Genomic DNA, 25,297 nt, shown 5'->3' with positions numbered 1-25,297 from the left:
GGTCCTCATGTCTGTTTCTTCATCCTCATCCAGCGGTGACATCGCAGCGCGTCCTGATCTGCGACGCCGGGCCACCTTGATTGGCGCTACCACCGTGCTCAACTGGGCCATGCTGTCGCTGTTTACCCAGCTGGCCGGTCCGGTGCCGCCATTTCTGTTGACCGCCTTGGCGTTTGCGGTGGCCTTCGTCTGCTTCGTAGTCTATCAGCGCGTGCGGGGAGAGGCGGTCATCGCGCCGATGCGCCAGCCGCCACTGATCTGGGCGCTGGGTGTCGGTGGGTTGTTTGGCTATCACGCCCTGTATTTCGTCGCTCAGCAGAATGCTCCGCCTGCCAACGCTGGCTTGATCAGCTACCTGTGGCCGCTGCTGATCGTTCTGATGGTAGCGCTGTTACCCGGCGAGCGCCTGCGCGGCTATCACGTCATCGGCAGTGTGCTGGGCTTCTGTGGTGCGGTGTTACTGATCGGCGGTGATGTCAATGCCGGTGGCAGCCTGCTTGGCTACGTTGCCGCCTTTGCCAGTGCCTTTGTGTGGAGCGGTTACTCGGTACTGTCCCGGGCCACCAGCAAGGTGCCGACCGCCGCCGTGGGCGGCTTCTGTCTGGCCACGGCGATACTGGCAGCGATCTGTCACCTGGCCTTCGAGACGACTCGTTGGCCCGAGGGCAGCGCTTGGCTCGGTGTCATTGCCCTGGGTCTGGGCCCGGTAGGCAGCGCGTTCTTTACCTGGGATATCGGGGTCAAGCAGGGCGATCTACGCCTGCTGGGCTTCCTCGCCTACTTTACGCCGCTGCTGTCGACGCTGGTGCTGGTGGTCACTGGCTATGCCGCCCCCAGTCTGTGGCTGGCCGGTGCCGCGGGGCTGATTACCCTGGGCATGCTGGTCGGTAGCGGCTGGATCGGGCGTCGGCGCAGCCGCTGAGGTTGGCGTGTCACAGGCTGGATGAAACGCCATGCGACAGCGCTCCCTCGCGGTGATGACCGTCAGTGAGCGCTGTCACGTCTCTCGAAGCCTTAATGGCTGGTAATGCGATGTCGTGATAGCCGGGTAAAGCGAATCGGTGGCGTGCTGGCCAGCCCCACGCGATCGGTGTCCGGCTGAGCGCGCCAGCCACGATACAGCGCCCAGCGCTTCAAGGCGTCCAGGTTCAGGTGGGGGTGGTGATCATCGTGGGGGTCATACTCAGGGGCGGGGAAGGCATGGGCCAGGTGGTCGTAGCGAGCCAGGGCGCGCTCGCCGCCATGGGCAGCCAGGGCCTGGTCCAGTGCGGTCTGCCAGGCGCGAGTGTCGTGCTGGTGCTGCTGTGGTGTTGCGTTGGACACTGTCATGGTATTGCCCTCTCACTAGGTGGCTAGATCTTGGGGTCTCGCCATCACCCGCTCGCAAGCGGATGCCGTTCACAGCTCAAGATGAAGACGCCCGTGGCATGCGGCCTGGGCGTCCCACGGTGTCAATCCCAGCTCAGTGCGCCGCCGACCTGATACTCGGTGACGCGGGTCTCGAAGAAGTTCTTTTCCTTGCGCAGGTCGATGATCTCGCTCATCCACGGGAAGGGGTTCTGGGCGCCGGGGAACTGCTCTTTCAGGCCAATCTGGGCCAGGCGGCGGTTGCAGATGAAGTGCAGGTACTCTTCCATGATGGCCGCGTTCATGCCCAGCACCCCTCGAGGCATGGTGTCACGCGCGTAGCTGATCTCGAGCTCGGTGCCCTCGAGGATCATCTGCGTGACCTCATCCTGAAACTCGGGCGTCCACAGATGCGGGTTTTCGATCTTGATCTGGTTGATCATGTCGACGCCGAAGTTCAGGTGCATCGACTCGTCACGCAGGATGTACTGAAACTGCTCGGCCACGCCGGTCATCTTGTTGCGACGGCCCATGGACAGGATCTGGCTGAAGCCGCAGTAGAAGAAGATCCCTTCGGTGACGCAGTAGAAGGCGATCAGGTTGCGCAGCAGTTCCTGATCGGTCTCTACGGTGCCGGTGTGGAAGTCCGGGCGCGCCAGGGACTGGGTATGTTTCAGGCTCCAGGCGGACTTGGCGGCCACGGAAGGCACTTCGCGATACATGTTGAAGACTTCGCCTTCGTCCATGCTCAGCGACTCCACGCAGTACTGGTAGGCGTGGGTGTGGATCGCTTCCTCGAAAGCCTGGCGCAGCAGGTACTGGCGGCATTCCGGGTTGGTGATCAGGCGATACAGGGCCAGCACCAGATTGTTGGCGACCAGGGAGTCGGCGGTGGAGAAGTAGCCCAGCGAACGTTCGACAATACGGCGCTCGTCGGCGGTCAAGCCGTCGTTGCTCTTCCATAGCGCGATGTCCGCGTTCATGTTCACTTCCTGGGGCATCCAGTGGTTGGCGCTGCCGTCCAGGTACTTCTGCCAGGCCCACTCGTACTTGAACGGCACCAGCTGGTTAAGGTCGGCGCGGGCGTTGATCATCTGCTTGTCATCGACCTGGATACGCGCCGCGCCCATCTCGAGCTCTTCGAGACCTGCCGCCACGTCGAGCTCCTCAAGGGCCTGGCGTGCGCGGGCCAGGCGATTCTGGTCGGCGACGCCATAGTGGCCAGTGCTTTCGCGCACCGCCTCCTTCGCCTCGACCGCTGGTTCGGTGACCGGAGCCGTTGCCGGCTGTGGTGCCTTTTGCGGTTCCAGTACCTTTTGCGGTTCCGGAACTTCGGCGGTGGCGGTGTCGTCCTCGTGAAACTCGTCCCAGTTCAGCATTGTTGCTCTCTCCCGATCGTCTGATCGGCCGACGCGCAGGGCGTCGGCAGGGGTGTCTGGTCGCCTCAGCCTGGCCTGCGGGGCTTGTCCACAGGACCGAGCGTGGTGGTCCGGATTACTGGCAGGCCTCGCAGCCTAGTTCATCGATATCGCCGGCGGAGGGAGGACGTTGGCCGCCCTTGCCCTTGAGGAAATCCTCGATGCCCCGAGGCTCTCCCTCGACCGCGGTGTCGATACTGGGTGAGGGAGCCGCGGTGGGCGCGTCAGCGGAAGCGCCGTTGGCGACGGCATTCAACTTGCCGCGGTTGACCGTGGATTTCTCCACCGAGGTGGCGCCCAGCGCCCGCAGGTAGTAGGTGGTCTTGAGTCCTCGAAACCAGGCCATGCGATAGGTCACGTCCAGTTTCTTGCCGGATACCCCTTGGATGTAGAGGTTCAGCGACTGGGCCTGATCGATCCATTTCTGACGTCGCGCGGCCGCTTCGACCAGCCACTTTGGCTCGACTTCGAAGGCAGTGGCGTACTTGGCCTTGAGGTCGTCCGGGATACGATCGATAGGCTGGACGCTGCCGTCGTAGTACTTGAGGTCGTTGATCATCACCTCGTCCCACAGGCCGCGCTGCTTGAGGTCGCTGACCATGTAGGCGTTGACCACGGTGAATTCGCCGGACAGGTTCGATTTGACGAACAGGTTCTGGTAAGTCGGCTCGATGGACTGGGTGACGCCGCAGATGTTCGAGATGGTGGCGGTGGGGGCGATGGCCATGACGTTGGAGTTGCGCATGCCCTGCTGCTGCACCTTGCTGCGCAGGCGTTCCCAGTCCTGGGTCTGGCTGGTGTCGACCTCAATGAAGCGCTCGCCTCGCTCGGCCTTGAGCCTGTCGATCGAGTCGATCGGCAGAATCCCCTGACTCCACAGCGACCCCTCGAAGCTGGCGTAGCGCCCGCGCTCGGCAGCCAGGTCACTGGACGCCTCGATGGCGTGATAGCTGATCAGCTCCATGGAGCGATCAGCAAAGGTGATTGCCTGCTCGCTGGCGTAGGCGATGCCCTGGGCATACAGCGCATCCTGGAAGCCCATCAGGCCAAGGCCCACGGGGCGGTGCTTGAGGTTTGACTGTCGCGCCTGGGGCACCGCGTAATAGTTGATGTCGATAACGTTGTCGAGCATGCGCACGGCGGTACGCACGGTCTTTCTCAGCTTGCTGGCCTCCAGCTGGCCCTCGACGATGTGATTGGCCAGGTTGATGGACCCCAGATTGCACACCGCAATTTCGTCAGCGGAGGTATTGAGGGTGATCTCGGTACATAGGTTGGAGCTGTGCACAACGCCAGCATGGCTCTGCGGGCTGCGGAGATTGCAGGCATCCTTGAAGGTGATCCAGGGATGGCCGGTCTCGAACAGCATCGACAGCATCTTGCGCCACAGGTCCTTGGCCTTGACCCGCTTGTACAGGGTGATCTGACCGTTGCGGGTCATTTCCTCGTACTCGGTGTAGCGCTTCTCGAAGGCAATGCCGTACAGGTCATGCAGGTCCGGGCAACTGGACGGCGAGAACAGGGTCCACTGCTCGTCGTCGAACACCCGCTTCATGAACAGGTCCGGCACCCAGTTGGCGGTATTCATGTCGTGGGTGCGACGCCGGTCGTCGCCGGTGTTCTTGCGCAGTTCGAGAAACTCCTCGACATCCAGATGCCAGGTCTCCAGGTAGGCGCAGACTGCGCCCTTGCGCTTGCCGCCCTGATTGACCGCCACGGCGGTGTCGTTGACGACCTTGAGAAACGGCACTACTCCCTGGGACTTGCCGTTGGTGCCCTTGATGTAGGAGCCCAGGGCGCGCACAGGAGTCCAGTCATTGCCGAGACCACCGGCCCACTTGGACAGCATGGCGTTGTCACGGATAGCGCCGTAGATGCTCTCGAGGTCGTCGGACACGGTAGTCAGGTAGCAGCTGGAGAGTTGGCTGCGCACGGTGCCTGCATTGAACAGGGTGGGAGTCGACGCCATGTAGTCAAAGCTCGACAGCAGCTCGTAGAACTCAATGGCGCGGGCCTCACGCTCAGTTTCCTTCAATGCCAGGCCCATGGCGACACGCATGAACATCACCTGGGGCAGCTCGTAGCGCACGTTGTCACGATGCAGGAAGTAGCGATCGTAGAGGGTCTGCAGGCCGAGGTAGGTGAACTGATTGTCGCGGCGGTGATCCAGGGCTTCGCCGAGACGCTCCAGATCGAAGTTGGCAAGCTCTGGGTCGAGCTGTTCGAACTCGATCCCGCGCTCGACATAGCGCACGAAGGCCGGCGTGTAGAGCCTGGCCATGTCACCGTAGGTGGCGTCTTCTGCCACTTCGAGGAACGACAGTGCCTCGCGGCGCAGGTTGTCCTGCAGCAGGCGAGCGGTGACGTAGGTGTAGTTGGGGTCTTTCTCGACCAGGGTGCGGGCGGTCATCATCAGCGCTTGCGACACGCCGTCGATGGTCACGCCGTCGTAAAGGTTCTTCAGGGAGTCTTGAACAATCTTGTTCGGGTCGACGTTCTCGAGCCCTTCGCAGGCGTCGAAGACCAGGGTTTCTATGCGTCCCAGGTCGAGGGGGCGGCGGCTGCCGTCGGCGGCGGTAACGTTGAGCGTGGGGTGAGGCTTGGCGATGCCGCTGTCCTGGCGGGCTCGGGCATGCTCTTCACGATAGAGCACGTAAGCGCGGGCGACCTTTTGCTCGCCACTGCGCATCAGCACTAGCTCGACCTGATCCTGAATATCCTCGATATGTACGGTGCCTCCATCCGCCAGGCGCCGGGCGAAGGTGTGTTCGATGGCCTCTGCGGAGTGCTTGACGAAGTCGCGTACCCGACTCGAGGTGGCGGCGTTGTCTCCCTCGACGGCGATGAAGGCCTTGCTGATGGCCACCGCGATCTTGCCGGCATCGAAGGGCACCACATCACCGGTGCGCTTGATCACGCGCAATGTGTTGGGCGCAGTGACAGAGACAGACGGTCGATCCGGGCTTGCGATGGTTTCCATGGCGCCGAGGCTCCCTGTAAGGCGAGAAGAGTCGTGGAAAAGGGCGTGAGAAGGCGTCGTTCCGTGCTGATTGACAGCCTTCGGTGGACTTGCTAGAGGCACACTATGTAGTGCCTTGGCGGGCCACGAACACAAGATAGTGTGCATTTTTGCCTTCATCAAGTGGGTAATGTCGCGCCGGTCGCAGCGCTTGGGAGAGGGGCATCCCGGGGCGTCCAGCCAGGCCAGTGTTGGTGCCGCTGGCAGGCGTAAGGCAGCGTCAGGACGGGACCGAAGAGAGGGCAGGCGACGGCGAAAATTTCGGGTATCCTTGTGTTATCGCGTGTGACATTGCTTAGTATCAGTCGTCTGTCCGGCATGCTTCATGCCCGGTACTCGCCACAAGGAATGAGAAACCCTATGGAAGATCGCTCAGAGCAACGAGAACAGGATCACGTACTCATCATCGAGGATGATGAGCGTCTCGCTGGTCTGACACGGGACTACCTGGAAGCCAACGGCTTTCGCGTGAGCCTGGAAGAGGACGGCGGTAAGGGAGTCGATCGCATCCTGTCGCTGCAGCCGGATCTGGTGATCCTTGACCTGATGCTGCCGGGGGAAGATGGCCTGTCCATCTGTCGCCGTGTACGCAGCGACTACTCAGGCCCGATCCTGATGCTCACCGCTCGCACGGATGACATGGATCAGGTGCTGGGACTCGAGATGGGCGCCGACGACTACGTGCCCAAGCCGGTGCAGCCGCGTGTGCTGCTGGCACGCATGCGCGCGTTGCTGCGCCGACTCGACGGCGCAGAGGCCGGGGGCGAAAGCCGGCTGTCGTTCCAGGATCTGGACATCGACAATGCGACCCGGGAAGCCTGGTTGAAGGGTGAGCGTATCGACCTGACCAGTGCAGAATTCGATCTGCTGTGGCTGTTGGCGAGCCATGCCGGACGCGTGTTGACCCGGGAAGAGATCTTTTCTCAGCTTCGCGGTATTCGTTACGACGGACAGGATCGGTCTATCGATGTGCGGGTATCGCGGATCCGCCCCAAGATCGGTGATGACCCCCACCATCCGCATCGCATCAAGACCGTCAGAAGCAAGGGCTATCTGTTTGTGAAGGATAGCTGAGCGCATGCGTCGCGCCCTTGCCGACAGTACCTTCCTGCGGGTCTACGTCATGCTGGCGGCGACTCTGGTGCTGGCGCTTGGCGTGGCCATGTCGGGCATGACGTTGATCGACAAGATCCGTATCGAGCACTATCGCGAGACGCTGGCTGAGGCTCCGATGAATCTGATGGCGACGATGATCGATCGTTTGCCTCGATCGGAGCGTCGCCAGTGGATGGAAGAGCGCTCCGAGGCGCTCGATATATCGATGTCGATCGTGTCCCTTTCGTCCTTGTCGCCGAGCTACTTTACTCGCCTGCGGTTACAGCGCGGCGGCGTATTGGTGGATCGCGACAGTCCCCATGACTGGCGCTTCTGGCGGTTGATGCCGGGAGGCGGGGCGGTGCTGCAGGTGGCGCTGTCAGGGCTGTCGGAACGCCAGCTGCGGGGCCTGACCCAGCTCAGCGGTGAGTGGTTGGCGAGTCTCCCGGCCAAGGATCGTCAGTCCAGCCTCGATGGTTTGAGCTCAGGGGATCTGGCGGTGTCGATCAGTCAGTCGCCGCCGACCATGCTGGATGAGCGTCACCTGTCGCGCCTGGCCGGGGGCGAAGTGATGATGCAGCTGCTGCCCGAGCACTGGTCGGTGGTGCTGTTCATGCAGGTCTCGCCACCGGGAGAGGCGCCGTTCTGGCTGACCGTCGGCCCCATGGCAAGTTACGAGGCGCTGCCGCCTGCGCTGCTGGCTTCCATGCTGGTCTTGCTGATGGGCGCTCTGGCCATCGTCATCTACTTGATCGTACGCGGCATCGAGGCGCGCATGGCGCGTCTGGAAATGGCTGCGACACGACTCGCCAGTGGTCGTCTCGATACCCGAGTTAAGGTCGAGAGTGGCGACTTCCTTGGACGTGTCGGCATGGCCTTCAACGGTATGGCGTCCCAGGTGCAATCGCTGCTACGCGCCCAGCAGGACATGATTCGTGCGGTGTCGCATGAGCTCAGGACGCCGGTGGCGCGGATACGCTTTGCGGTGCAGATGGTCGAGGATATGTCCGAGGACGCCCTGGTCCGGCGCCAGCTGCAGGGCGTCGATAGTGATATCGATGAGCTTGATGATCTGATCGACGAGATTCTGACCTACGCTCGTCTGGACAGCGAGACCATCCACGGGGTGGATGCCACACCGGAACCGGTGGAGCTGCGCGATACCTGCGAGCGAGTGATCGATGCCTTGATGCCGTTGCACGGCAATCTCGACGTGCAGCTGGCGGCGGGACCGGAAGTGGAGATACACGCAGACTTGCGCTATCTGCAGCGTGCCATCCAGAACCTGGTGGCCAACGCCTGTCGCCATGCCCGCTCTCGCGTCAAGGTCAGCCTGTACGATGAAAGCCGTCTGGTGCGTGTCGACGTGGAAGATGACGGCGAGGGGGTGCCCCCCGAGGCCCGCCAGGATATCTTCAAGCCCTTTGCGCGTCTCGACGATAGCCGCACCCGCCGTTCGGGGGGATATGGCCTGGGTCTGTCCATCGTGCAGAAGGTCATGGCCTGGCACGGGGGCAGTGTCACCGTCGATGAAAGCCCGACCCTGCAGGGCGCCCGCTTTACCCTGATCATTCCCCGGCGTTTCTGACCCTTGAACGTCGCGCTGCGTCAGGCGGGCTTGATACCTTCGAGCACCGCGAACGAGGTTTCACGAGCCGTGCGCAGAAAGTCCACCATCCAGGGGGCCTCCCTGGTGTCTTCACGAATTGCCGCAAAGAGCGTGCTCCAGACGCCGGTCTCGCCCAGCGTCACGGCCTTCACATAGTCCCGCTCCAGATACTCTGTCATGGCCCAGTTAGGCAGTGAGCAGACCCCACGGCCGCTGGCGACCAGCTGCATCATCATGATGGTCAGCTCGGCAGTGCGTACCTCACGCGGCGTGACTCCCGCTGGGTCAAGGAACTGCGTGAAGATATCCAGGCGCGAGCGCTCTACCGGATAGGTGATCAGCACCTGGTCGGCGAGATCTGCCGGGGTGACGTGGCTGTTGCCTGCCAGGGCGTGCTGACGAGCGACGGCCAGCAGGCCTTCGTAGCGGAACAGCGGCTCGTAGTGCACCCCCGGGAGAGGTTGGGGGTCGGCGGTGATGACCAGGTCGAGCTGTTCCCGGGCCAGCGCGGGCAAGGGATCGAAATGATGTCCCCCGGGGATGTCGATCTCGACCTCGGGCCAATGGTCGCGGAAATGGTCCACGGTGGGCATCAGCCACTGGAAGCAGCTGTGGCACTCGATGGCCATGTGCAGGCGGCCGTGCTCGTTGCCGGCCAGTCTCGCCAGGTCCCGCTCCGCCATGCGCACCTGGGGCAGAATCTGCTCAGCCAGCCCGAGCAGACGAAGCCCCGCGCGGGTGAACTCGACCGGTCGCGTCTTGCGCAGGAACAGCGGACTCCCCAGTCGCTCCTCCAGGTCCTTGAGCTGATGAGAAAGGGCCGATTGTGTCAGGTGCACTCGCTCGGCGGCTTCCACCAGAGAACCAGCGTCGCGCAGGGCGATCAATGTACGCAGATGACGGAGTTCAAGCATTATCGTGAGCTTTGTTCATAATAAAGATTAAGAAGTTTAGTTTGACTCACCCTTGCGGGGCTAGTCCAAATCTGTGGAATCGCTCATGTTCCGTGAGATAGAGCATGAGTCTGGTTCATTCTGATGGCGTGATAAAAGGCGCGGTTCGGGGTCTTGATAGGGGCATTCAGGACTGACGCTTGGCGGTGGAACGTGGATAGCTCTCTACCTGCGTCGATCACCGACCGTGGCGAGGGCTTGGGTGACAACACCTTGCTTACATAGCGTGCTGAATCGGGAGGGATTGTCCGGGGAAAATGGGTCACGATGGGCCTGGCGGTGGTATCGTGTGGCGTCAAAGGACCGTTTTGCCGCTGTTATCGAAGGAGCTTTCCATGCGCCGATCCGTTATCGCTTCGACTCTTTTAACCGCCGCGCTGGCTGGCCTGGCGGGATGTGCCTCCCAGTCAGGTCAGGACGCCGGATCGGATCAGGCTCCCGCGGTGGAGAGGCGCGGATCCTTCACTGACGCTCCTGTCGAGCAGCAGGCACCGCTATTGCCATCGGCGTACTTCGTTGGCGACGGCACCACCTTTGTGGGCTGGCACTGCACACCACGCCAGGATGTGGTCACCGCCACTCAGGGAGACTCCCTGCGGCTTTGGACGACCCATGGCGCCGAGCAGCTGCCCCAGGCGGTAGTGGACCAGGGCGAGCGCTATCAGCAGGGCGAGCTCAGTGCTCACGTGATCGGTGATCGTGCGGTGATCAAGAGCGGCCGTGGACGGCTGCAGTGTGAGGCGACTGCCCGGCGCGATTCGCTTCGGCGCACGGATAAACCGGGTGTCATGTTCTATGCCCGTGGCAATGAGCCCGGGTGGCATCTTTCCTTGGCCAACGACGTGCCGCGCATCGACATGTCGCTGGACTATGGCGAGCGCGAGGCGAGCCTGCCGTATCGGGTCACCACGCTGGACAATGAGGCGGGCCGAGTAATCTTGCAGAGTGGGCGTGCGGACGCCCCCTTTGAGCTGCGTATCGAATCTGGTGCCTGTTTCGACGACATGGCCGGCACGCCCTGGCCTGCTCAGGTGACGCTGACGGTCAATGGCCAGCAGTTGCAGGGATGTGGCCAGGGCATCGCGCCCTGAACCAGTCGTTACCCGGCGTCGAGGACGATGTCAGGAGCGCCCGACAGGGCGCTCCTGTCGTGATGTAGCAGGCGTTTTCTTTCGTTTTTATAGAAAGATAGGCCCGTATTTTTTCGCTTTTCGTCAACTTTTTAGGCGGTAAACTGATCGGCAGATACCTCTTCTTAGGGAGTTTGCCATGACCCGCGTATTGCTAGTGACGTCTTCGATTCTGGGTGAGCATGGTCAGTCCAACGACCTGGCCCGACAGTTTGAGCGCCAGGTGCGTCAGCGCAGCGATATTCAGCTGACACACCGCGATGTCGTTGCCGACGATCTGCCGCACTTGACTCTGTCAGAGCTGTCCAGTTGGCAGGTCGCACCAGAGGAGCGCAGCGAGCAGCAGCGTGAGCTGGCATTGCGCTCCGACGAGCGGCTCGACGAACTGCTGGCCCATGACGTGGTGGTGCTTGCGGTGCCAATGTACAACCTGGGCATGCCGTCCCAGCTGAAGGCCTGGTTTGACCGCATCTTGCGCGCCGGCAAGAGCTTCAAGTACACGGAAAATGGTCCGGTGGGCTTGATCGAAGGCAAGCGTGCGATACTGCTGGGAGCCCGTGGCGGGCAGTATGCAGGTAGCGAGCTGGACACCCAGACGCCGCATATTCGTCACCTGTTGGGGCTGATCGGCATCAGCGAGTTCGAGGCGGTCTATGCCGAGGGCCTGAACATGGGCGATGAGATCAAGGAAGCCGCGCTCACCCAGGCCCACGCAGAGATCGCGACGCTGGTCGAGGCGCTGTAACGCCGGCCGATGCCAGGCCGGCTGGCAATAACCCGCCAAGCTGCTTGGCAATGTCCCCCTAGCAACATCCCTTTAGCTATACCCCTCCAGCCATTCCCCCAGGCTAGAGGCCATGCCGCGACGGATGCTTTCGTCGCGGCATTGTTGCGTCATTGCCCTGAGTGATGGACCGCACAGACACCCGTATCGGTCGCCAGGTGCCAACGTGGTGCCACGTAGTCACCCATGCAAAGTCTGGGCTGTGGCGAGATGATGCGTGCCAGTAAACGCCCGAGAGGACGCTGCTGAGCAGACATCGGCAACTGCCGGCTGGGCGACAGGGCGACCCAGCGATCCCCCTGCCATCGGGCGAGCGCAAAGCGAAAAGGATGAAATCCGGGAAAGCCTAGACGCAAGTCAGTGGCGATCAGCAGGGTGTCATCCTCGGTGGTCAGCCTCTCGTAGCGGAGAAAGGGCCCGGCAAACCATTCCAGGCGTTGGCCGCTGGCCAGTGATGTGGCGGCTTTCTCCAGGGCTGCACCGCGCTGGAACAGCTCTACCTGAGGCTGGGTGTCACCATCCAGCAGGCCGATCAGCATCTCGGCATGACGATCACCTTTGATGGCCGTTACTCGCCATAGCAGGGTCGAGAACGGTGCCGGCTGGACCAGCACCTGCGCCGAGGCCATGTCGATTCGCTCCAGCGCGGCTTGTGCCCGCAGCTCTACCCAACTCTTGGCGCCCATCGCAGCCAGCAGATACAGGCTCGAGATGATCAGCCCCGCGCTGGCGGCACGCTGGAGTGCAGAGCGCGTGGTGCTCGGCCACAGGGCCACGCCGAGCGCACCCAGCAGTACCAGGGTGTACACGGGATCAATGATGAACACTAGCGGCGTGGCGCTGGGTGCCACCACCTCAAGCGGCCACCATAGCTGGGTGCCATAGGTCGTCAGCGAATCCAGCAAGGGGTGGGTGACGAGACATAGCCAGAAGAACAGCCACCAGCGCAACGCGGGTATCGTCGCGGTGACCGCCCATCGCTTGCCAAGCCGCGTGGCGGCAAAAGCGAGCGCCAGTGACACAGCGGTAAGCACAAACAGCGAGTGGCTGAAGCCGCGATGATAGGTGACGTTGGCGACCGCGTCGCCATAGTCGATCAGCACATCCAGGTCCGGCAGGCTGCCGACCACGGCACCGGCCAACAGCGATTTTCGCCCGAGTTGACGTCCTAGTGTCGCGCCGCCGAGGGCTGCGCCCAGTGCCGCTTGTGTCAGTGAATCCACTATCTCTTCCTGGCGCCGCTTAGCCGGGCGGGTTGGTGTCGGAGGCGGTTTGCGTCCATGCCGGGGAGGCGGCCAAGACCTGCTGCTGCACCGGGCACTGATCATGATGGGCCCCGGGGAGATAGCCGGTACTCATCAGAAATTCCTTGACGATCTCGGGGCCGGTGAAGCGGAAGTGTCGCCTGAAGAGTTTGACCCACTGTGCGTGGGGAAGAGGGTGATGGGCATTCAGCCAGGCCTCGAAACCGCCGTGAGACACGCGTAGTTGCTGGATCACCTGGGCGTTGTGAATCACCGCGTCGATCTTCTGCCGATGTCGGATGATGCCCGCATCATTGAGCAGTCGCGCCCGCTCCTCATCGCCATAGGCGGCCACCCGGTCAACCTCGAAGTGGTCGAAGGCATGGCGGAAGGCGTCGCGTTTCTTCAGTACCGTCAGCCAGGAGAGCCCAGCCTGGTTGATCTCCAGCACAAGTCGTTCGAACAAATCGGCCTCGCTGGTGATGGGGAACCCGTATTCCGTATCGTGGTAGGGCCCATGCAGGGGGTGCCCCGGTGCCACGTTGCAGTACTCACTCATTCGCTGGATTCCTCGGTAAGCAGCCACCGTAAAAGAGTTCGTCTTAAAGGAGGCGATGTAAAGGGGCTCGGTATATGCCGTCTTTTCCTGTCGTTCTGGCCGGTATCGTCTTGACGGAGGCGTGGTGGGCCTGTGCCTCATGGCTGAGTTCTGGCATTTCCCTTCTGACGACCTTCTGCGATGCTGTGTCGACTCACAGACTTACGTTGTTCAGGAGATCATACGCGATGGCTCACTCTTTGCGCGCCCTGGGCGCGGGGTTGCTCGGCGTTGTCAGTCCACTGGTCATGGCGGCGGGACTGGACATGCACAAGGATCCCCACTGCGGCTGCTGTAGCGCCTGGGCCGACCATGTCAGAGCGGCGGGGTTTGAGGTGTCAGTGCTCGAAGAAGCCGACATGGGCGCAGTGAAGCGCGAGCTTGGCGTTCCCAGGGCACTGGCATCCTGCCATACCGCTGTGCTGACCACGGACGCCGGCAAACGGTACCTGATCGAAGGGCACGTACCTGCCGAACAGCTCACCTGGCTCCAGCAAGCGTCGCCAGACATCGATGGGTTGGCGGTTCCCGGTATGCCCCATGGTTCCCCAGGCATGGAAACCGGACGGGTAGATGACTATGCCGTGCTGAGCTTTACAGCGGGGGAGGATCGCGCCAAGGTAGTGACCCGCTATCCGTAACGGCAGTGGTGTCTGCGCTGCCGGTGAGGAAGAGCCCCTGACTTGGAGATACAGGCCATGCAATTTCTACACACCATGGTGCGTGTCAGCGACCTCGACGCGTCGCTGCATTTCTACTGCGACCTGCTGGGCCTCAAAGAGGTCCGGCGCAAGGAGAACGACAAGGGGCGCTTTACCCTGGTCTTTCTGGCGGCGCCAGAAGATGAGTCGCGCTCCAGCGAGCTGCAGGCACCTGAGCTTGAGCTGACCTGGAACTGGGATCCGGAGGAGTATCAGGGCGGACGGAATTTTGGCCACCTGGCCTACCGTGTCGATGATATCTATGGGCTTTGCCAGAAGCTCCAGGACAATGGTGTGACCATCAACCGTCCTCCCCGTGACGGTCATATGGCCTTTGTGCGAAGCCCCGATGGTATTTCGGTGGAACTGCTGCAAAAAGGCGATGCCCTTGCCCCCCAAGAGCCGTGGGCATCCATGGAGAACACGGGGAGCTGGTAGGGGCAAAGCGTGGCGGCAGGGCGTGCCAACTGCGCTGCCGTCTGTTCTCGGGCGTGCTTCCCATGGACAGACCCTGCTGTCTGCGCAGCGCTCATCCTTGCCGCCAACCCTGCCGCCAACCCTGCCGCGTGGCGATAGGGTTGGCGATGTTCAGCGGTTGCTGTCGGCAAGGGCTATCGGCGAGGGAAAGGCATCAGCCGTGGGCGCTGGCCGCGCCGGTCAGTCCGCCGGCGGATGCTGCCCGGCGTGCGATGTCGCCCAGTGCCTCGTCGGTGGCGTTGAGGTCACGGAAGGCCCCCATGGCGCCTAGCAGGGCCGAGCTTTCGTAGGGAACGAAGACCCGCTCACCCTGCTTGGCCATCTCTGGCAGCATGGCGATGTAAGACTGACCCAGCAGATAGCCGATGACGGCCTTGGAGCTTTTTTCGCCCTCGCCCATGGCATTCAGTACCAGCTCGATCGAGCGACTTTCCCCCTGGGCGCGAAGAATGGCGGACTCCTTGTCGCCCTGGGCATTGAGGATGGCGGATTCCTTCTGGCCCTGAGCCTTGGCAATCGCCGCTGCCTTGTCGCCTTCGGCCTCGGTCACGGTGGCCCGGCGGCGACGCTCGGCTGACATCTGCAGGTGCATGGCCTCCTTCACTTCCGCTGGCATCTCGATGTCCTGCACCTCTATACGGTTGATCGCCACCCCCCACTTGGAGGCCGGTTCTTCCATCTGTTCCTTGATCTTGGCGTTGACCTCGGCACGGGACTCGAAGATCTTGTCCAGCTCCATCTGGCCCACCACGGAACGCAAGGTGGTCTTGGCCAGCACCTCGACCGCCTGACTCATGTTCTCGATCTTGTAGACCGCATTGGCGGGATCGATGATCTGGAAATAGATGGCGCCATCGATACGTACCGTCACGTTATCGGTTGTCACCACCGGCTGGGACGGAAAGTCCATGACCGATTCGCGCAGATCGATGCGGGTTTCCTGACTCAGTACCGGGGTGAATTCCTGGCCCTGACGAATGTAGCGCACCATCTTCATGGGCCTGGGCTTGTCGAAGAAGGGAATGATGAAATTCACCCCTTTCTGCAACGTGCGGTTGTAAGCCCCGAGGCGCTCGATAACGATCACTTCGGACTCCTGCACGATCACCAGTCCCTTGATCAGCATGATCAGAGCAATGACGACCACCACGATGGCCAGCAACAGGCCTGGGCTAACGACATTCAACAACATGCAAACACCTCCTTGGTAGCAAGGGCATCATCCGTCAAGCCGGCCTGGCTGCCCGTCGGGAGCGGCGATGTGCCGCCGTGGGAATCCGTGCTCGTTGGTTGCACGGGATAGGGAAGCGGATAGGGAAGCGGATAGGGAAATGGATAGGGAAGCGTATAGGTAAGCGCTAGAGCTGGCGCCAGGGCATGCGATAGAAGGAGACGACAGCGCTGACCGGATGCGTGAACAGGAGTCACGGCAAGCGGATCTCTCAGGAGCCTTCTCCGGCTGGGCGCACGATAGCCTGAGTTCCTTCAAACCGTAACAGGATGACCTCGTCACCTGGACGCAGGGCAGGGGCCTCGGCATCGGTTTGTGCCAAACAGGCACGAAACAGGTCTCCGTCCAGCTTGATGCAAGGAGCGTCGTCAAAATCCCGGCTGACCAGCACGAAGCGCTCACCCTGGCGGGTGCCGCCACCGGCCACGCCAAACGTTGGGTGGGGGCCGTAGCGACGCTTGCGCAGGCGCCAGATAGCCAGGGGAACGAGCACACCGCAGGCCACCGCAAAGGCGATCAGCTGCATGATGATGTCGCCACCCGACCAGGCGACCAGGGATCCCACGATCAATGCCGCCGCCAAGGCAAGCAATACGTAGGAGCCACTGAGCAGCTCGAGGATCAGGGCCGCGAGCCCTGCGAGCAGCCACCATAGCGCGGGGGAGAGGAAATCCATGGCCAACCTCCAGACGATACAGAAACGACATCCTGTCGCTGTCGATTCTGCGCCGGGAAGGGACGTCAGGCAAGCCAACCGACAGGCCAGACGACAACGCCACCGCAAGGCGGTGGCGTCTCGAGGTGGGGCCACGGATCGCTAGATGGGCTTACCAGTAGCCGAGCACCTTCCACCACAGGCTGCCGACCCCGATCCAGATGGTGAGGTTGACGATGCTCATGATGAAGCCGGCCTTCCACCAGGTGCCGAGTTCCACATAGCCTGAGCCGAAGATGATCGGCGCGGTGCCGGTGGCGTAGTGGGTCAGCGACATCATCAAGGATGATGCGCCGGCCAGCAGCAGGGCGATGTAAAGGGTAGGGATGCCGAGCGCCATGCCGGCAGCCAGGAAGGCGGCGTACATGGCGGTGATATGGGCGGTGGTACTGGCAAAGAAGTAGTGGGCATAGAAGTACACAGCGGTCAGCGCCAGCGCCATGCCGAACCAGCCCATCTGGAGGCTACCGATGCCTTCTTCGATGACGCCAGAGAACCATCCTATCAGTCCCAGCTTGCCCAGAAAGCTTGCCATCATGACCAGGGCGGCGAACCACACGATGGTGTCCCAGGCGGATTTTTCGCCCAGGATGTCATCCCAGGTCAGCACGTCCGTCACCAGCAGGATGGACAGACCGAGCAGCGCCACGGTGGTCGAATTGACCTTGAGCTCGGGGCCAAACAGCATGGCCGGGATGCCTGCCCAAAGCGTCAGCAGCAGACCGAACACACCAATCATGATTTTCTCGGCGCGAGTCAGGGCGCCCATGTCATCCAGCTGCTTGCGGGCGAAGGAGGTAGCGTCGGGAGTACGCTTGAGCTCCGGGGGATACAGTACGTAGAGCACCGCTGGCATCAGCGCGATGGCGACCAGGCCTGGAAGGAGTGCCGCCAGCGCCCATTGGGTCCAGGTGATCGAGAGGGCGGAGCCCGTGGCCTTGGCGATCAGGTCGACGATCAAGGGGTTGGGGGCAGTGGCGGTGATGAACATGGCCGAGGTGATCGGGTTGGCGTGATAGTTCACCAGCGCCAGATACTCACCGATCTTCTTGCTGGTACCGGCGTCAGGTGATGAGCCGAAGCTGTCAGCAATGGAGCGCATGATCGGGTGCATGATGCCCCCGCCCCGTGCCGTGTTGCTGGGGGTAATCGGCGCGATGGTCAGCTCGGCCAGGGAAAGGGCGTAGCCGATGCCCAGGGTGCGCTTGCCGAAGGCGGCAATAAAGGCGTAGCCAATGCGGTTGCCAAGCCCTGTCTTGGCCAGCCCCCGCGAGATCATGATGGCCAGGCCGATCAGCCAGATCAGCGGGTTGGAAAACCCCGACAGGGCATCCGCTACCGCGGCCTTGGAGTTGTCCGGGTTGGTGACGCCGGTCAGAGCCACCAGGGTGATGGCGATGATGGCCAGGGCGCCAATGCGCATGGTCTTGCCAATGATGGCAGCGATGGTGGCGACAAATATCGCCAGCAGGTGCCAGGCTTCGGGGGTGACGCCGTCTGGAATAGGGACGGCAAACCAGATCGCCAGGCCCAGGGCAATGGCGACCAGGGCGGGGATGGGCTTGAACGCGAGCATGATGGGCTCCGTGTGTCGGCTAGGGCAAAACGTCTTCTCTCGCGAGAGAGCAAACCTGAACGTGTCCTGCTTATTTACGCACAGTTAAGCCAAGGGCTAGATGACACTCATCAAGGAGACGTTCGACGTTAGTTGAACTCGGCCCGGACGTGCTGGTGCTGGACGGGCGACGGCAACAAGACACCGCCTGGGAGGTGGGCGGTGTCGGGGAACGCGGGTCGGCGAAGATGTGGCGTCGCTTGAAAGCGAGAAGGCGCTGCAGCGCTCAGTCGGGCTTGAGCGCGGTGCGGCCGCTACCGAGGAACATCATGGCCAAGGCGCCAAACAGGAACATGCCCTGCAGCTCCAGGGCCCAGCCGCCGCTGCTGGCCAGACTGAACAATTCGCCCATATGAGCCAGGTAGATGGCCACGACCATGTTGCCTGCGATCAAAAGGCCCGCGATGCGGGTGTTCCAGCCCAGAATCGCCATCAACGGAGCGACGACCTCGCCCAGCAGAACGCCGTAGGCCAGCACCGTCGGTAATCCATGGGAGGCCAGAGTGTCGCCGATCCAGGAAAGGCTGCCGGGATTGATCAGTTTGTTGATGCCGTGGAGCAGGATCATGATGCCCAGCGCCAGGCGCAGGATCAGCTTTCCCAGGTCGTCGTTGTCGAGGGCTTTGAGCATGGTGAGGTCCTTTTCACGATGGGCTTGAGTGGCCATGACAGAACACCGTGCCGATAGCGCAGTGCCCAAGAGATTTGGACAAAACCGGGCGAGATGGCGCGGTTTTCTGGCATATTAGGCGGCATCCTGATGATAAAGCTGCAAGGAAGATAGCATGGTTCTGCTACGAATGGTTCTGCCACGACTTCGTCGTATCACCGCTCTCAGCGTTTGCGCCCTGGCCCTGGGAGCCTGTTCCAGTCAGCCTTCGTCCACTGTCGACGGCGGCGGCACCGCAGCACCAGGTAGCGTATCCAGCCCGGTGGTCGGTAAGCGCTGGAACCTGCTGCTGGTCGGGACCAGTGATCGGCTCAGTATGCCCACCAAGCCCTATTTTGAAGTCGCCCGTGACGGCAGCGTCAGTGGCAGTGACGGCTGCAATCGATTTACCGGTAGCGTGCGCTTTGGCGACAGTCAGCGGATCGACTTCAGCGAGCTGGCGGCTACCCGCATGGCCTGTGCCAACCCCCAGGGGGCCCAGCAGGTTCGCGATATGCTCGACAACGCCTACCGCTATCTGATCGATCATGACCGCCTGGTGTTCTTTGGCCCCAACTCGCTGGTGCTGGGTGGGTTCCGCGACGCCAGCTGATGCATGAGGGGGCAAGACGCCGCGCCTGTGCGTCAGTGGCATGTGGCAGCCGGCCACTAGTGCGCAACGACTATGCTGATGGTGTCCACGGGGAAGCCGACAACACACGGAGAGACAGCATGGCATTCACTGACCAGGAACGGGCGGCGCTGCTTGAGCTACGCGGGGTAGGACCCAGCGTCGTGCAGCGCTTCGAGGAGATCGGCATCGACTCTTTCGAGGCGTTGGCCGAGTACGAGATGCCAGACATCGTTGAACAGGTGGCGTCGATGCTTGGCAGTACCTGTTGGAAGAACAGCCCCCAGGCCAGGACGGCGGTGGCGTCGGCCGTGGAGTTGGCACGACGCTCGCTGGCCAGCCAGGCTGCCGGCTGAGCGCTGGCCCCAACACATCGACCCCGCCAGTGCGAGGGGCGGGGTCGATGTCAGGCCGATGGGCGGGTGCTTGTTAAAGCGCGGCGATTTTCTCGCGCTGCTCGACCAGCACACGACGAGCCGCCTGATACTCCTCGAGCTTGCCGCGCTCCTTGTCGATGACCGCCGCCGGCGCCTTGGCCACGAAGCCTTCGTTGGCGAGTTTCTTCTCGACGCCCATGATCAGCTTGTCTTGTTTGTCGATCTCCTTGCCCAGACGTGCCAGTTCGGCATCCTTGTCGATCAGGTCGGCCATCGGCACCAGCACTTCCATCTCACCCACCAGCTGAGTGGCGGACAGCGGGGCTTGGCTTGCGTCCTCCAGCCATTCGATGGACGCGAGCTTGGCCAGCTTCGACAGGAACAGACGGTTGTCGGACAAGCGTGTACGATCGGCCTCGCTGCCCTTGGTCAGTACCGCATCAAGCGGTTTGCCTGGGGCGATGTTCATCTCGGCGCGAATGTTACGTACCGCCACGATCACGCCCTTCAGCCATTCGATATCGCGAATGGCGTCCTGGTCGATCAGGGCGTCGTCGGCCAGTGGCCAGGCCTTGGCCATCAGCGAGTCGTTGTCGCCCTCGAGAGTGCCGGACAACGGCGCCACGCGCTGCCAGATCTCCTCGGAGATGTAAGGCATCATCGGATGCGCCAGACGCAGGATGGACTCCAGCACCCGCACCAGGGTGCGGCGAGTGCCACGCTTGGCGGCTTCGCTGGCACTTTCGTCCCACAGCACCGGCTTGGAGAGCTCGACGTACCAGTCGCAGTACTCGTTCCAGACGAAGTCGTAGAGCGCCTGCGACGCATGGTCAAAGCGAAACTCTTCCATCGCCCGGGTCACCTGGGTGATGGTCTGGGTCAGGCGGGCCTCGATCCAGCGGTCGGCCAGGGACAGTTCGACGTCTTCCCCATGGCGGCCACAGTCTTCGCCTTCGGTATTCATCAACACGTAGCGTGAGGCGTTCCACAACTTGTTGCAGAAGTTGCGATAACCGTCCAGACGCCCCATGTCGAACTTGATATCACGACCGGTGGTGGCCTGGGACAGGAAGGTGTAGCGCAAGGCATCGGTGCCATGGGCTTCAATGCCATCGGGGAATTCCGAGCGGGTCGCCTTGGCGATGGCCTTGGCCTTCTGCGGTTGCATCATGTTGCCGGTGCGCTTTTCCACCAGCGCTTCCAGATCGATGCCGTCGATCAGGTCGATCGGGTCGAGCACATTGCCCTTGGACTTGGACATCTTCTGGCCCTGGCCATCACGCACCAGACCATGGACATAGACCGTCTTGAACGGCACTTCGTCAGTGAACTTGAGGGTCAGCATGATCATCCGCGCGACCCAGAAGAAGATGATGTCGAAGCCGGTCACCAGCACGCTGCTGGGATGGAAGGTCTTGAGCTCGTCGGTCTGTTCGGGCCAGCCCAGGGTGCCGAAGGTCCACAAGCCGGAGCTGAACCAGGTGTCGAGCACGTCCTCGTCCTGGGTCAGGGCGACGTCGCTTGCGATGCCATGCTTGTCGCGGGCCTCGGCCTCGGTGCGCGCTACATAGACGTTGCCTTCGTCGTCGTACCAGGCGGGAATGCGGTGGCCCCACCACAACTGGCGTGAGATGCACCAGTCCTGCAGGTCGCGCATCCACGAGAAGTACATGTTCTCGTAGTTCTTGGGCACGAACTGGATGTCGCCGTTCTCGACCGCCTCGATGGCGGGCTTGGCCAGGGTCTCCACCGCCACGAACCATTGATCGGTCAACAGCGGTTCGATCACGTCACCGGAACGATCGCCGTAGGGCAGGGTATTGTTGACGGTTTCGGTCTTCTCCAGCAGGCCCTGGGCGTCCATGTCGGCCACCACCGCCTTGCGTGCGGCGAAGCGGTCGAGTCCGGCGTAGGCCGCGGGCAGCGCGGTGTCGATATCGCCAAGGGGGCGGCCCTGAATATCAAAGGCTTCGGCAGACTCGAGAATATGGGCGGTCTTGGAGAAGACGTTGATCAGCGGCAGGCCAGCACGCTTGCCGACCTCATAGTCATTGAAGTCGTGGGCCGGGGTGATCTTGACGCAGCCAGAGCCCTTGTCCATGTCGGCATGTTCATCGGCGACGATGGGAATGCGGCGACCGACCAGCGGCAGTTCGACAAACTTGCCGACCAGCGAGGCGTAGCGCTCATCCTTTGGATTGACGGCGACGGCGCTATCGCCGAGCAGCGTCTCGGGACGAGTGGTGGCGACCACCAGGTGGTCAAGGCCCGCATCGGTGGTGACGCCATCGGCCAGAGGGTAACGGAAGTGCCAGAACTGGCCCTGCTGGTCGCGGTTCTCTACCTCAAGGTCCGAGATCGCGGTGTTCAGGGTCGGGTCCCAGTTGACCAGGCGCTTGCCACGGTAGACCAGGTCCTCTTCGTAGAGGCGCACGAAGACTTCCTGTACGGCCTTGTAGAAGCCGTCGTCCATGGTGAAGCGCTCGCGGCTCCAGTCGAGGCTGGCGCCCATGCGGCGGAGCTGACGAGTGATATGCCCGCCGGATTCGTGTTTCCACTCCCACACCTTGTCGATGAAGGCGTCGCGGCCCAGGTCATGGCGGGTCTTGCCTTCCTCTGCGGCGATCTTGCGCTCTACCAGCATCTGCGTGGCGATGCCTGCATGGTCGGTACCCACCTGCCACAGGGTGTTGCGGCCCTGCATCCGCCGCCAGCGGATCAGGGTATCCATGATGGTGTCCTGGAAAGCGTGGCCCATGTGCAGGCTGCCGGTCACGTTGGGCGGCGGAATCATGATGGCGAAGGGGTCACCCTCGCCCGACGGGGTAAAGCGGCCGTCTTCTTCCCAGCGTTGGTACCAGCGGGTTTCGATGCTTTCGGGTTGGTAGGTCTTTTCCATGGAATGCTCTTGCTGGCGGCGCCCTGACGACATCATGGCCTTGCCATGGCGAGGGTGGGCGGGACGTTCGATGGCTGGCCTTCGGCTCGAGTCAGCGCGCCTGACAAGATCGTGCGTGACGCGTCCTGACGGAGCGCTGGCGAGAGCGAGGCCTGCGAAAAATGGCGTCGATTATACCCTGAACTGAAGCAGGGCGTCAGGGGCAACCGGTGGTAAGCACACTTGAGATGGAGTTCATTCAGGGCTTCTTTTCGTCCAAGTGGCGCTGCATGGCCTCAATAGCGCGCAAGAGTGCTGGCAGGTCGGTGCAGATGATGCTCCAGACGGTGTGTGTATCAATCCCTAGATAGGCATGAATCAGGCGATTGCGCGTGGCAATGACCATGCGCCATGGGATATCAGGAAAGCGCAGACGGATATCTGGAGGGACATGAGTGGCGGCTTCGCCAATCAATTCCAGGTTTCTGAGGGTGGCGTCAAACAGAAGTTCGTCATTGACGAACTCCGCTTCGCTCACGCCAGCGGTGTACTTCAGCACCTTGCGTGTGAAAGCCGCCATATCCTCAAGGTAGAAGCGCCATTCACGAGGGCGCGCTCCCTTAGACATGGACAGCCTCGCTCTCGATGAAAGGGCGCAACTCGTCCCGCAGGGCCGTATCGGTGACCAGATCCACAGGTGCTCCGGTCAGGTCCTCGAGATAGAAGAGAAGGCCAAAGTAGCGTTGAGACGTAGCAGGGCCGTCAAAGCTGACCAGTACGTCTATGTCACTGCTTGAGGTCTCTTGCCCCCTCGCTACCGAGCCAAACACGGCAAGATGCTTGACCCCAAATGTGGCAGTCAGGGTGGGTAGATGCTCTCGGAGTAGTGTCAACAGTGATTGCTTGTCCACTACATGACTCCAGTACGCCAACGTGTCAGAGGGGCGCTGCCATGAGACGTCGCTAACACAAGGGAGGGATGCTGACGTTCGTTCCTAGCATAGTAGATCCGGCTTGGGGCACCACCGTTCAAGGCAGCACCAACCTCGTCGTCTCACAAGATATATGCTGCCGTGTCATCCGCGCTGACGGCGCGGATGACGATGAGATGCCAACCAAGCGTTGATCGATTACCCCTGACCCTTGAGCTGGTGCGGGGTGACGGGATAACCGCGCTGCTTGTAGGTCTTCCAGCACTCGCGCTTGGCCGTCAGCACGTCCTGATGCTGGTTGATGATTTCTGCCACCCGCTCGAAGCGGGAGAACCACTCGGGAATCTCCGGCGACAGGTTGAGCATTGCCTGGGGAGGCGGGTCCAGGCTTGCCGGCGGGCCTTCCCAGCCGATGGTCACTGCCACACGCTTGGCCGCTTCGATGCTGGCGTCGTCGCTGCCTTCAAGGACGTGCGGGACGAAGGCGTCTGGGCGGAAGTCCCACAGACGTTCATCCAGCTCGCGGGCCATGGCTTCGTCCTCGGCGTAAAGGTAAAGACGGTAGCCCTTGCGTGCGATGGTTTCGGTCAGCCGGCAGGCGAAGGCGATACGCGCCTCCAGCGTGGTGTCGGGAAGGATGTAGAAGTCGATCTTGGTCATGCAATCTGACCTGAAAACTCGGCAAAGGCCGCCCGCAGGCGGCCTGTTGTCTGAAGTGGCTTGAGGCGGTTGGGGGAACGGCGGGTACTAGACCAGTCGCGTCAACCAGCCGTGGGTGTCCTCGACGCGACCATACTGGATGTCCAGCAGGCGTTTGCGCAGACGACTGGCCACTTCATTGCTGCCTGAGTGCTCGATGACGCCGTCTTCACTGACCAGTCGACCAATGGACGTGATCACCGCGGCGGTACCGCAGGCGAACACCTCGGTGATTTCGCCGGACGCGACGCCGTCGCGCCATTCATCAATGCTGATGGGACGCTCTTCCGGGGTCAGGCCTTCGTCACGGGCCAGCTGCAGCATGGAGTCTCGGGTGACGCCCTCGAGAATGGTGCCCGTCAGGCGGGGCGTGACCAGGCGCCCATCACGGGTGACAAAGAACAGGTTCATGCCACCGAGTTCCTCGACCCAGGTGTTCTCGACGGCGTCGAGGAAGGCAACCTGGTCGCAGCCGTGGTCGAAGGCTTCTTTTTGAGCCAGCAGTGATGCCGCGTAGTTGCCGCCGCACTTGGCAGAACCGGTGCCGCCGGGGGCCGCACGGTTGTAGTTGGAGGACAGCCAGATGGACACCGGCTTGATGCCGCCCTTGAAGTAGGCGGAGGCCGGTGCAGCGATAACGTAGAAATCCACTTCCTTGGAGGGACGCACACCCAGGAAGGCCTCGGAGGCAATCATGAAGGGACGCAGATAAAGGCTGGACTCTTCAGCCTCGCTTGCCGGCGTCGGTACCCACTCGACGTCCTGGGCAACCAGCGCCTTGATGGCTCCGATAAAGTCCTCGTCGGAGAGTTCCGGCAAGGCCAGGCGACGAGCGCTGGCACGGAAGCGTGCGGCATTTTTCTCGGGGCGGAAGGTCCAGACGCTGCCATCGGCATGGCGGTAGGCCTTCATGCCCTCGAAGATTTCCTGGGCGTAATGCAGCACGGATGCCGCCGGATCCAGCGATAGCGGGCCGTAAGGGCGTACCTGATGACCGTGGAAGCCGGCGTCTTCGGTCCAACGGATGTGAGCCATGTGGTCGGTAAAGTGACGACCGAAGCCCGGGTTCTCGAGAATAGTGTTGCGGATGCTCGCATCGGTAGCGTTGGCGTTGGGCTCGAGCGAGAAGCCTTGGATGGACACGGGTCGTTCTCCAGAATCGTATCGCGCCGCAATGGCAAGCGGCGACAGCGGA

24 protein-coding genes are annotated in these 25,297 nt (G+C 62.0%); 9 read left to right on the top strand and 15 right to left on the bottom strand.

The window, feature by feature from the left end; translation table 11 throughout:
* Positions 1–7: 7 nt before the first annotated feature.
* A complete protein-coding gene (locus tag KUV41_RS04325; protein WP_222484477.1) occupies positions 8–922 on the top strand; it encodes a DMT family transporter in 915 nt (304 codons plus the stop codon).
* 92 nt (positions 923–1,014) lie between these two features.
* Here the strand turns inward: KUV41_RS04325 and KUV41_RS04320 are convergent, their stop codons facing one another.
* The 3 genes from KUV41_RS04320 to KUV41_RS04310 all read right to left on the bottom strand — a co-directional run bounded on the left by KUV41_RS04320 (position 1,015) and on the right by KUV41_RS04310 (position 5,745).
* On the bottom strand, positions 1,015–1,329 hold the full coding sequence (locus tag KUV41_RS04320) for a hypothetical protein (protein ID WP_222162563.1): 315 nt from the start codon (positions 1,327–1,329) through the stop codon (positions 1,015–1,017).
* Between the two features lie 122 nt (positions 1,330–1,451).
* Entirely contained in the window at positions 1,452–2,726 is a 1,275-nt protein-coding gene (locus KUV41_RS04315; RefSeq protein WP_222484475.1) for a ribonucleotide-diphosphate reductase subunit beta, read from the bottom strand.
* Positions 2,727–2,841: 115 nt separating this feature from the next.
* Complete coding sequence (locus KUV41_RS04310) at positions 2,842–5,745, bottom strand: ribonucleoside-diphosphate reductase subunit alpha (RefSeq protein WP_222484461.1); 2,904 nt, start codon at positions 5,743–5,745, stop codon at positions 2,842–2,844.
* 399 nt (positions 5,746–6,144) lie between these two features.
* On the opposite strand from KUV41_RS04310, the gene KUV41_RS04305 reads away from it, so the two are divergent.
* Both KUV41_RS04305 and KUV41_RS04300 read left to right on the top strand, forming a co-directional pair.
* A complete protein-coding gene (locus KUV41_RS04305) occupies positions 6,145–6,858 on the top strand; it encodes a winged helix-turn-helix domain-containing protein (RefSeq protein WP_206941680.1) in 714 nt (237 codons plus the stop codon).
* Positions 6,859–6,862: 4 nt separating this feature from the next.
* Positions 6,863–8,467, top strand: coding sequence for an ATP-binding protein (locus tag KUV41_RS04300; protein WP_206941679.1), 1,605 nt, complete (start codon positions 6,863–6,865; stop codon positions 8,465–8,467).
* Between the two features lie 20 nt (positions 8,468–8,487).
* On the opposite strand, the gene KUV41_RS04295 is transcribed toward KUV41_RS04300, so the two are convergent.
* Positions 8,488–9,402 (bottom strand): LysR family transcriptional regulator, encoded by a 915-nt coding sequence (locus tag KUV41_RS04295; protein WP_206941678.1) that lies wholly within the window; start codon positions 9,400–9,402, stop codon positions 8,488–8,490.
* A gap of 374 nt (positions 9,403–9,776) precedes the next feature.
* Between KUV41_RS04295 and KUV41_RS04290 the strand changes: the two genes are divergently transcribed.
* Both KUV41_RS04290 and KUV41_RS04285 read left to right on the top strand, forming a co-directional pair.
* Entirely contained in the window at positions 9,777–10,532 is a 756-nt protein-coding gene (locus tag KUV41_RS04290; RefSeq protein WP_222484459.1) for a C-type lysozyme, inhibitor, read from the top strand.
* A gap of 178 nt (positions 10,533–10,710) precedes the next feature.
* The gene (locus tag KUV41_RS04285; protein ID WP_222484457.1) at positions 10,711–11,316 is read left to right on the top strand and encodes an FMN-dependent NADH-azoreductase; all 606 of its coding nucleotides are present in this window, start codon (positions 10,711–10,713) and stop codon (positions 11,314–11,316) included.
* A 149-nt stretch (positions 11,317–11,465) separates the two neighbouring features.
* Here the strand turns inward: KUV41_RS04285 and KUV41_RS04280 are convergent, their stop codons facing one another.
* Together KUV41_RS04280 and KUV41_RS04275 are read right to left on the bottom strand one after the other, a co-directional pair.
* Entirely contained in the window at positions 11,466–12,578 is a 1,113-nt protein-coding gene (locus KUV41_RS04280; RefSeq protein WP_222484456.1) for a metal-dependent hydrolase, read from the bottom strand.
* 19 nt (positions 12,579–12,597) lie between these two features.
* Complete coding sequence (locus KUV41_RS04275) at positions 12,598–13,158, bottom strand: DNA-3-methyladenine glycosylase I (protein WP_222162569.1); 561 nt, start codon at positions 13,156–13,158, stop codon at positions 12,598–12,600.
* A gap of 227 nt (positions 13,159–13,385) precedes the next feature.
* Between KUV41_RS04275 and KUV41_RS04270 the strand changes: the two genes are divergently transcribed.
* Both KUV41_RS04270 and KUV41_RS04265 read left to right on the top strand, forming a co-directional pair.
* Complete coding sequence (locus KUV41_RS04270; protein WP_222484454.1) at positions 13,386–13,838, top strand: DUF411 domain-containing protein; 453 nt, start codon at positions 13,386–13,388, stop codon at positions 13,836–13,838.
* Between the two features lie 57 nt (positions 13,839–13,895).
* A complete protein-coding gene (locus KUV41_RS04265) occupies positions 13,896–14,336 on the top strand; it encodes a VOC family protein (protein WP_206941671.1) in 441 nt (146 codons plus the stop codon).
* A 193-nt stretch (positions 14,337–14,529) separates the two neighbouring features.
* Here the strand turns inward: KUV41_RS04265 and KUV41_RS04260 are convergent, their stop codons facing one another.
* The 4 genes from KUV41_RS04260 to KUV41_RS04245 all read right to left on the bottom strand — a co-directional run bounded on the left by KUV41_RS04260 (position 14,530) and on the right by KUV41_RS04245 (position 18,567).
* Positions 14,530–15,567, bottom strand: a complete 1,038-nt coding sequence (locus tag KUV41_RS04260; RefSeq protein ID WP_374107022.1) for an SPFH domain-containing protein — start codon at positions 15,565–15,567, stop codon at positions 14,530–14,532.
* Between the two features lie 250 nt (positions 15,568–15,817).
* Positions 15,818–16,282, bottom strand: coding sequence for an NfeD family protein (locus tag KUV41_RS04255; protein WP_206941670.1), 465 nt, complete (start codon positions 16,280–16,282; stop codon positions 15,818–15,820).
* A gap of 151 nt (positions 16,283–16,433) precedes the next feature.
* A complete protein-coding gene (locus tag KUV41_RS04250; protein ID WP_206941667.1) occupies positions 16,434–17,897 on the bottom strand; it encodes a DASS family sodium-coupled anion symporter in 1,464 nt (487 codons plus the stop codon).
* A gap of 265 nt (positions 17,898–18,162) precedes the next feature.
* Positions 18,163–18,567 carry a DoxX family protein gene (locus tag KUV41_RS04245; RefSeq protein ID WP_206941666.1) on the bottom strand — a complete coding sequence of 135 codons (405 nt, stop codon included), beginning with the start codon at positions 18,565–18,567 and terminating at the stop codon, positions 18,163–18,165.
* Positions 18,568–18,721: 154 nt separating this feature from the next.
* Here KUV41_RS04245 and KUV41_RS04240 point away from each other — a divergent pair, with 154 nt between their 5' ends.
* Together KUV41_RS04240 and KUV41_RS04235 are read left to right on the top strand one after the other, a co-directional pair.
* Positions 18,722–19,198: an META domain-containing protein gene (locus KUV41_RS04240; RefSeq protein WP_242520761.1), complete on the top strand. Its 477-nt coding sequence runs from the start codon at positions 18,722–18,724 to the stop codon at positions 19,196–19,198.
* Positions 19,199–19,317: 119 nt separating this feature from the next.
* Positions 19,318–19,572 carry a helix-hairpin-helix domain-containing protein gene (locus KUV41_RS04235; RefSeq protein WP_206941664.1) on the top strand — a complete coding sequence of 85 codons (255 nt, stop codon included), beginning with the start codon at positions 19,318–19,320 and terminating at the stop codon, positions 19,570–19,572.
* 73 nt (positions 19,573–19,645) lie between these two features.
* Here the strand turns inward: KUV41_RS04235 and KUV41_RS04230 are convergent, their stop codons facing one another.
* The 5 genes from KUV41_RS04230 to KUV41_RS04210 all read right to left on the bottom strand — a co-directional run bounded on the left by KUV41_RS04230 (position 19,646) and on the right by KUV41_RS04210 (position 25,245).
* Complete coding sequence (locus tag KUV41_RS04230; RefSeq protein WP_222484452.1) at positions 19,646–22,492, bottom strand: valine--tRNA ligase; 2,847 nt, start codon at positions 22,490–22,492, stop codon at positions 19,646–19,648.
* A gap of 238 nt (positions 22,493–22,730) precedes the next feature.
* On the bottom strand, positions 22,731–23,099 hold the full coding sequence (locus KUV41_RS04225; RefSeq protein WP_222484443.1) for a DUF86 domain-containing protein: 369 nt from the start codon (positions 23,097–23,099) through the stop codon (positions 22,731–22,733).
* Entirely contained in the window at positions 23,092–23,382 is a 291-nt protein-coding gene (locus tag KUV41_RS04220; protein ID WP_222484440.1) for a nucleotidyltransferase family protein, read from the bottom strand. Before KUV41_RS04220 ends, KUV41_RS04225 begins: the two co-directional genes overlap by 8 nt.
* A gap of 219 nt (positions 23,383–23,601) precedes the next feature.
* On the bottom strand, positions 23,602–24,063 hold the full coding sequence (locus tag KUV41_RS04215) for a DNA polymerase III subunit chi (RefSeq protein WP_206941653.1): 462 nt from the start codon (positions 24,061–24,063) through the stop codon (positions 23,602–23,604).
* An 87-nt stretch (positions 24,064–24,150) separates the two neighbouring features.
* On the bottom strand, positions 24,151–25,245 hold the full coding sequence (locus tag KUV41_RS04210) for a branched-chain amino acid aminotransferase (protein ID WP_206941651.1): 1,095 nt from the start codon (positions 25,243–25,245) through the stop codon (positions 24,151–24,153).
* Between the last annotated feature and the right edge of the window lie 52 nt (positions 25,246–25,297).

This window comes from Halomonas sp. DP8Y7-1, from assembly GCF_019801685.1.
GTDB lineage: Bacteria > Pseudomonadota > Gammaproteobacteria > Pseudomonadales > Halomonadaceae > Halomonas > Halomonas litopenaei_A.
The sequence above is the reverse complement of the archived record's forward strand: the minus strand, read 5'-3'. Positions and strand labels throughout refer to the sequence as shown.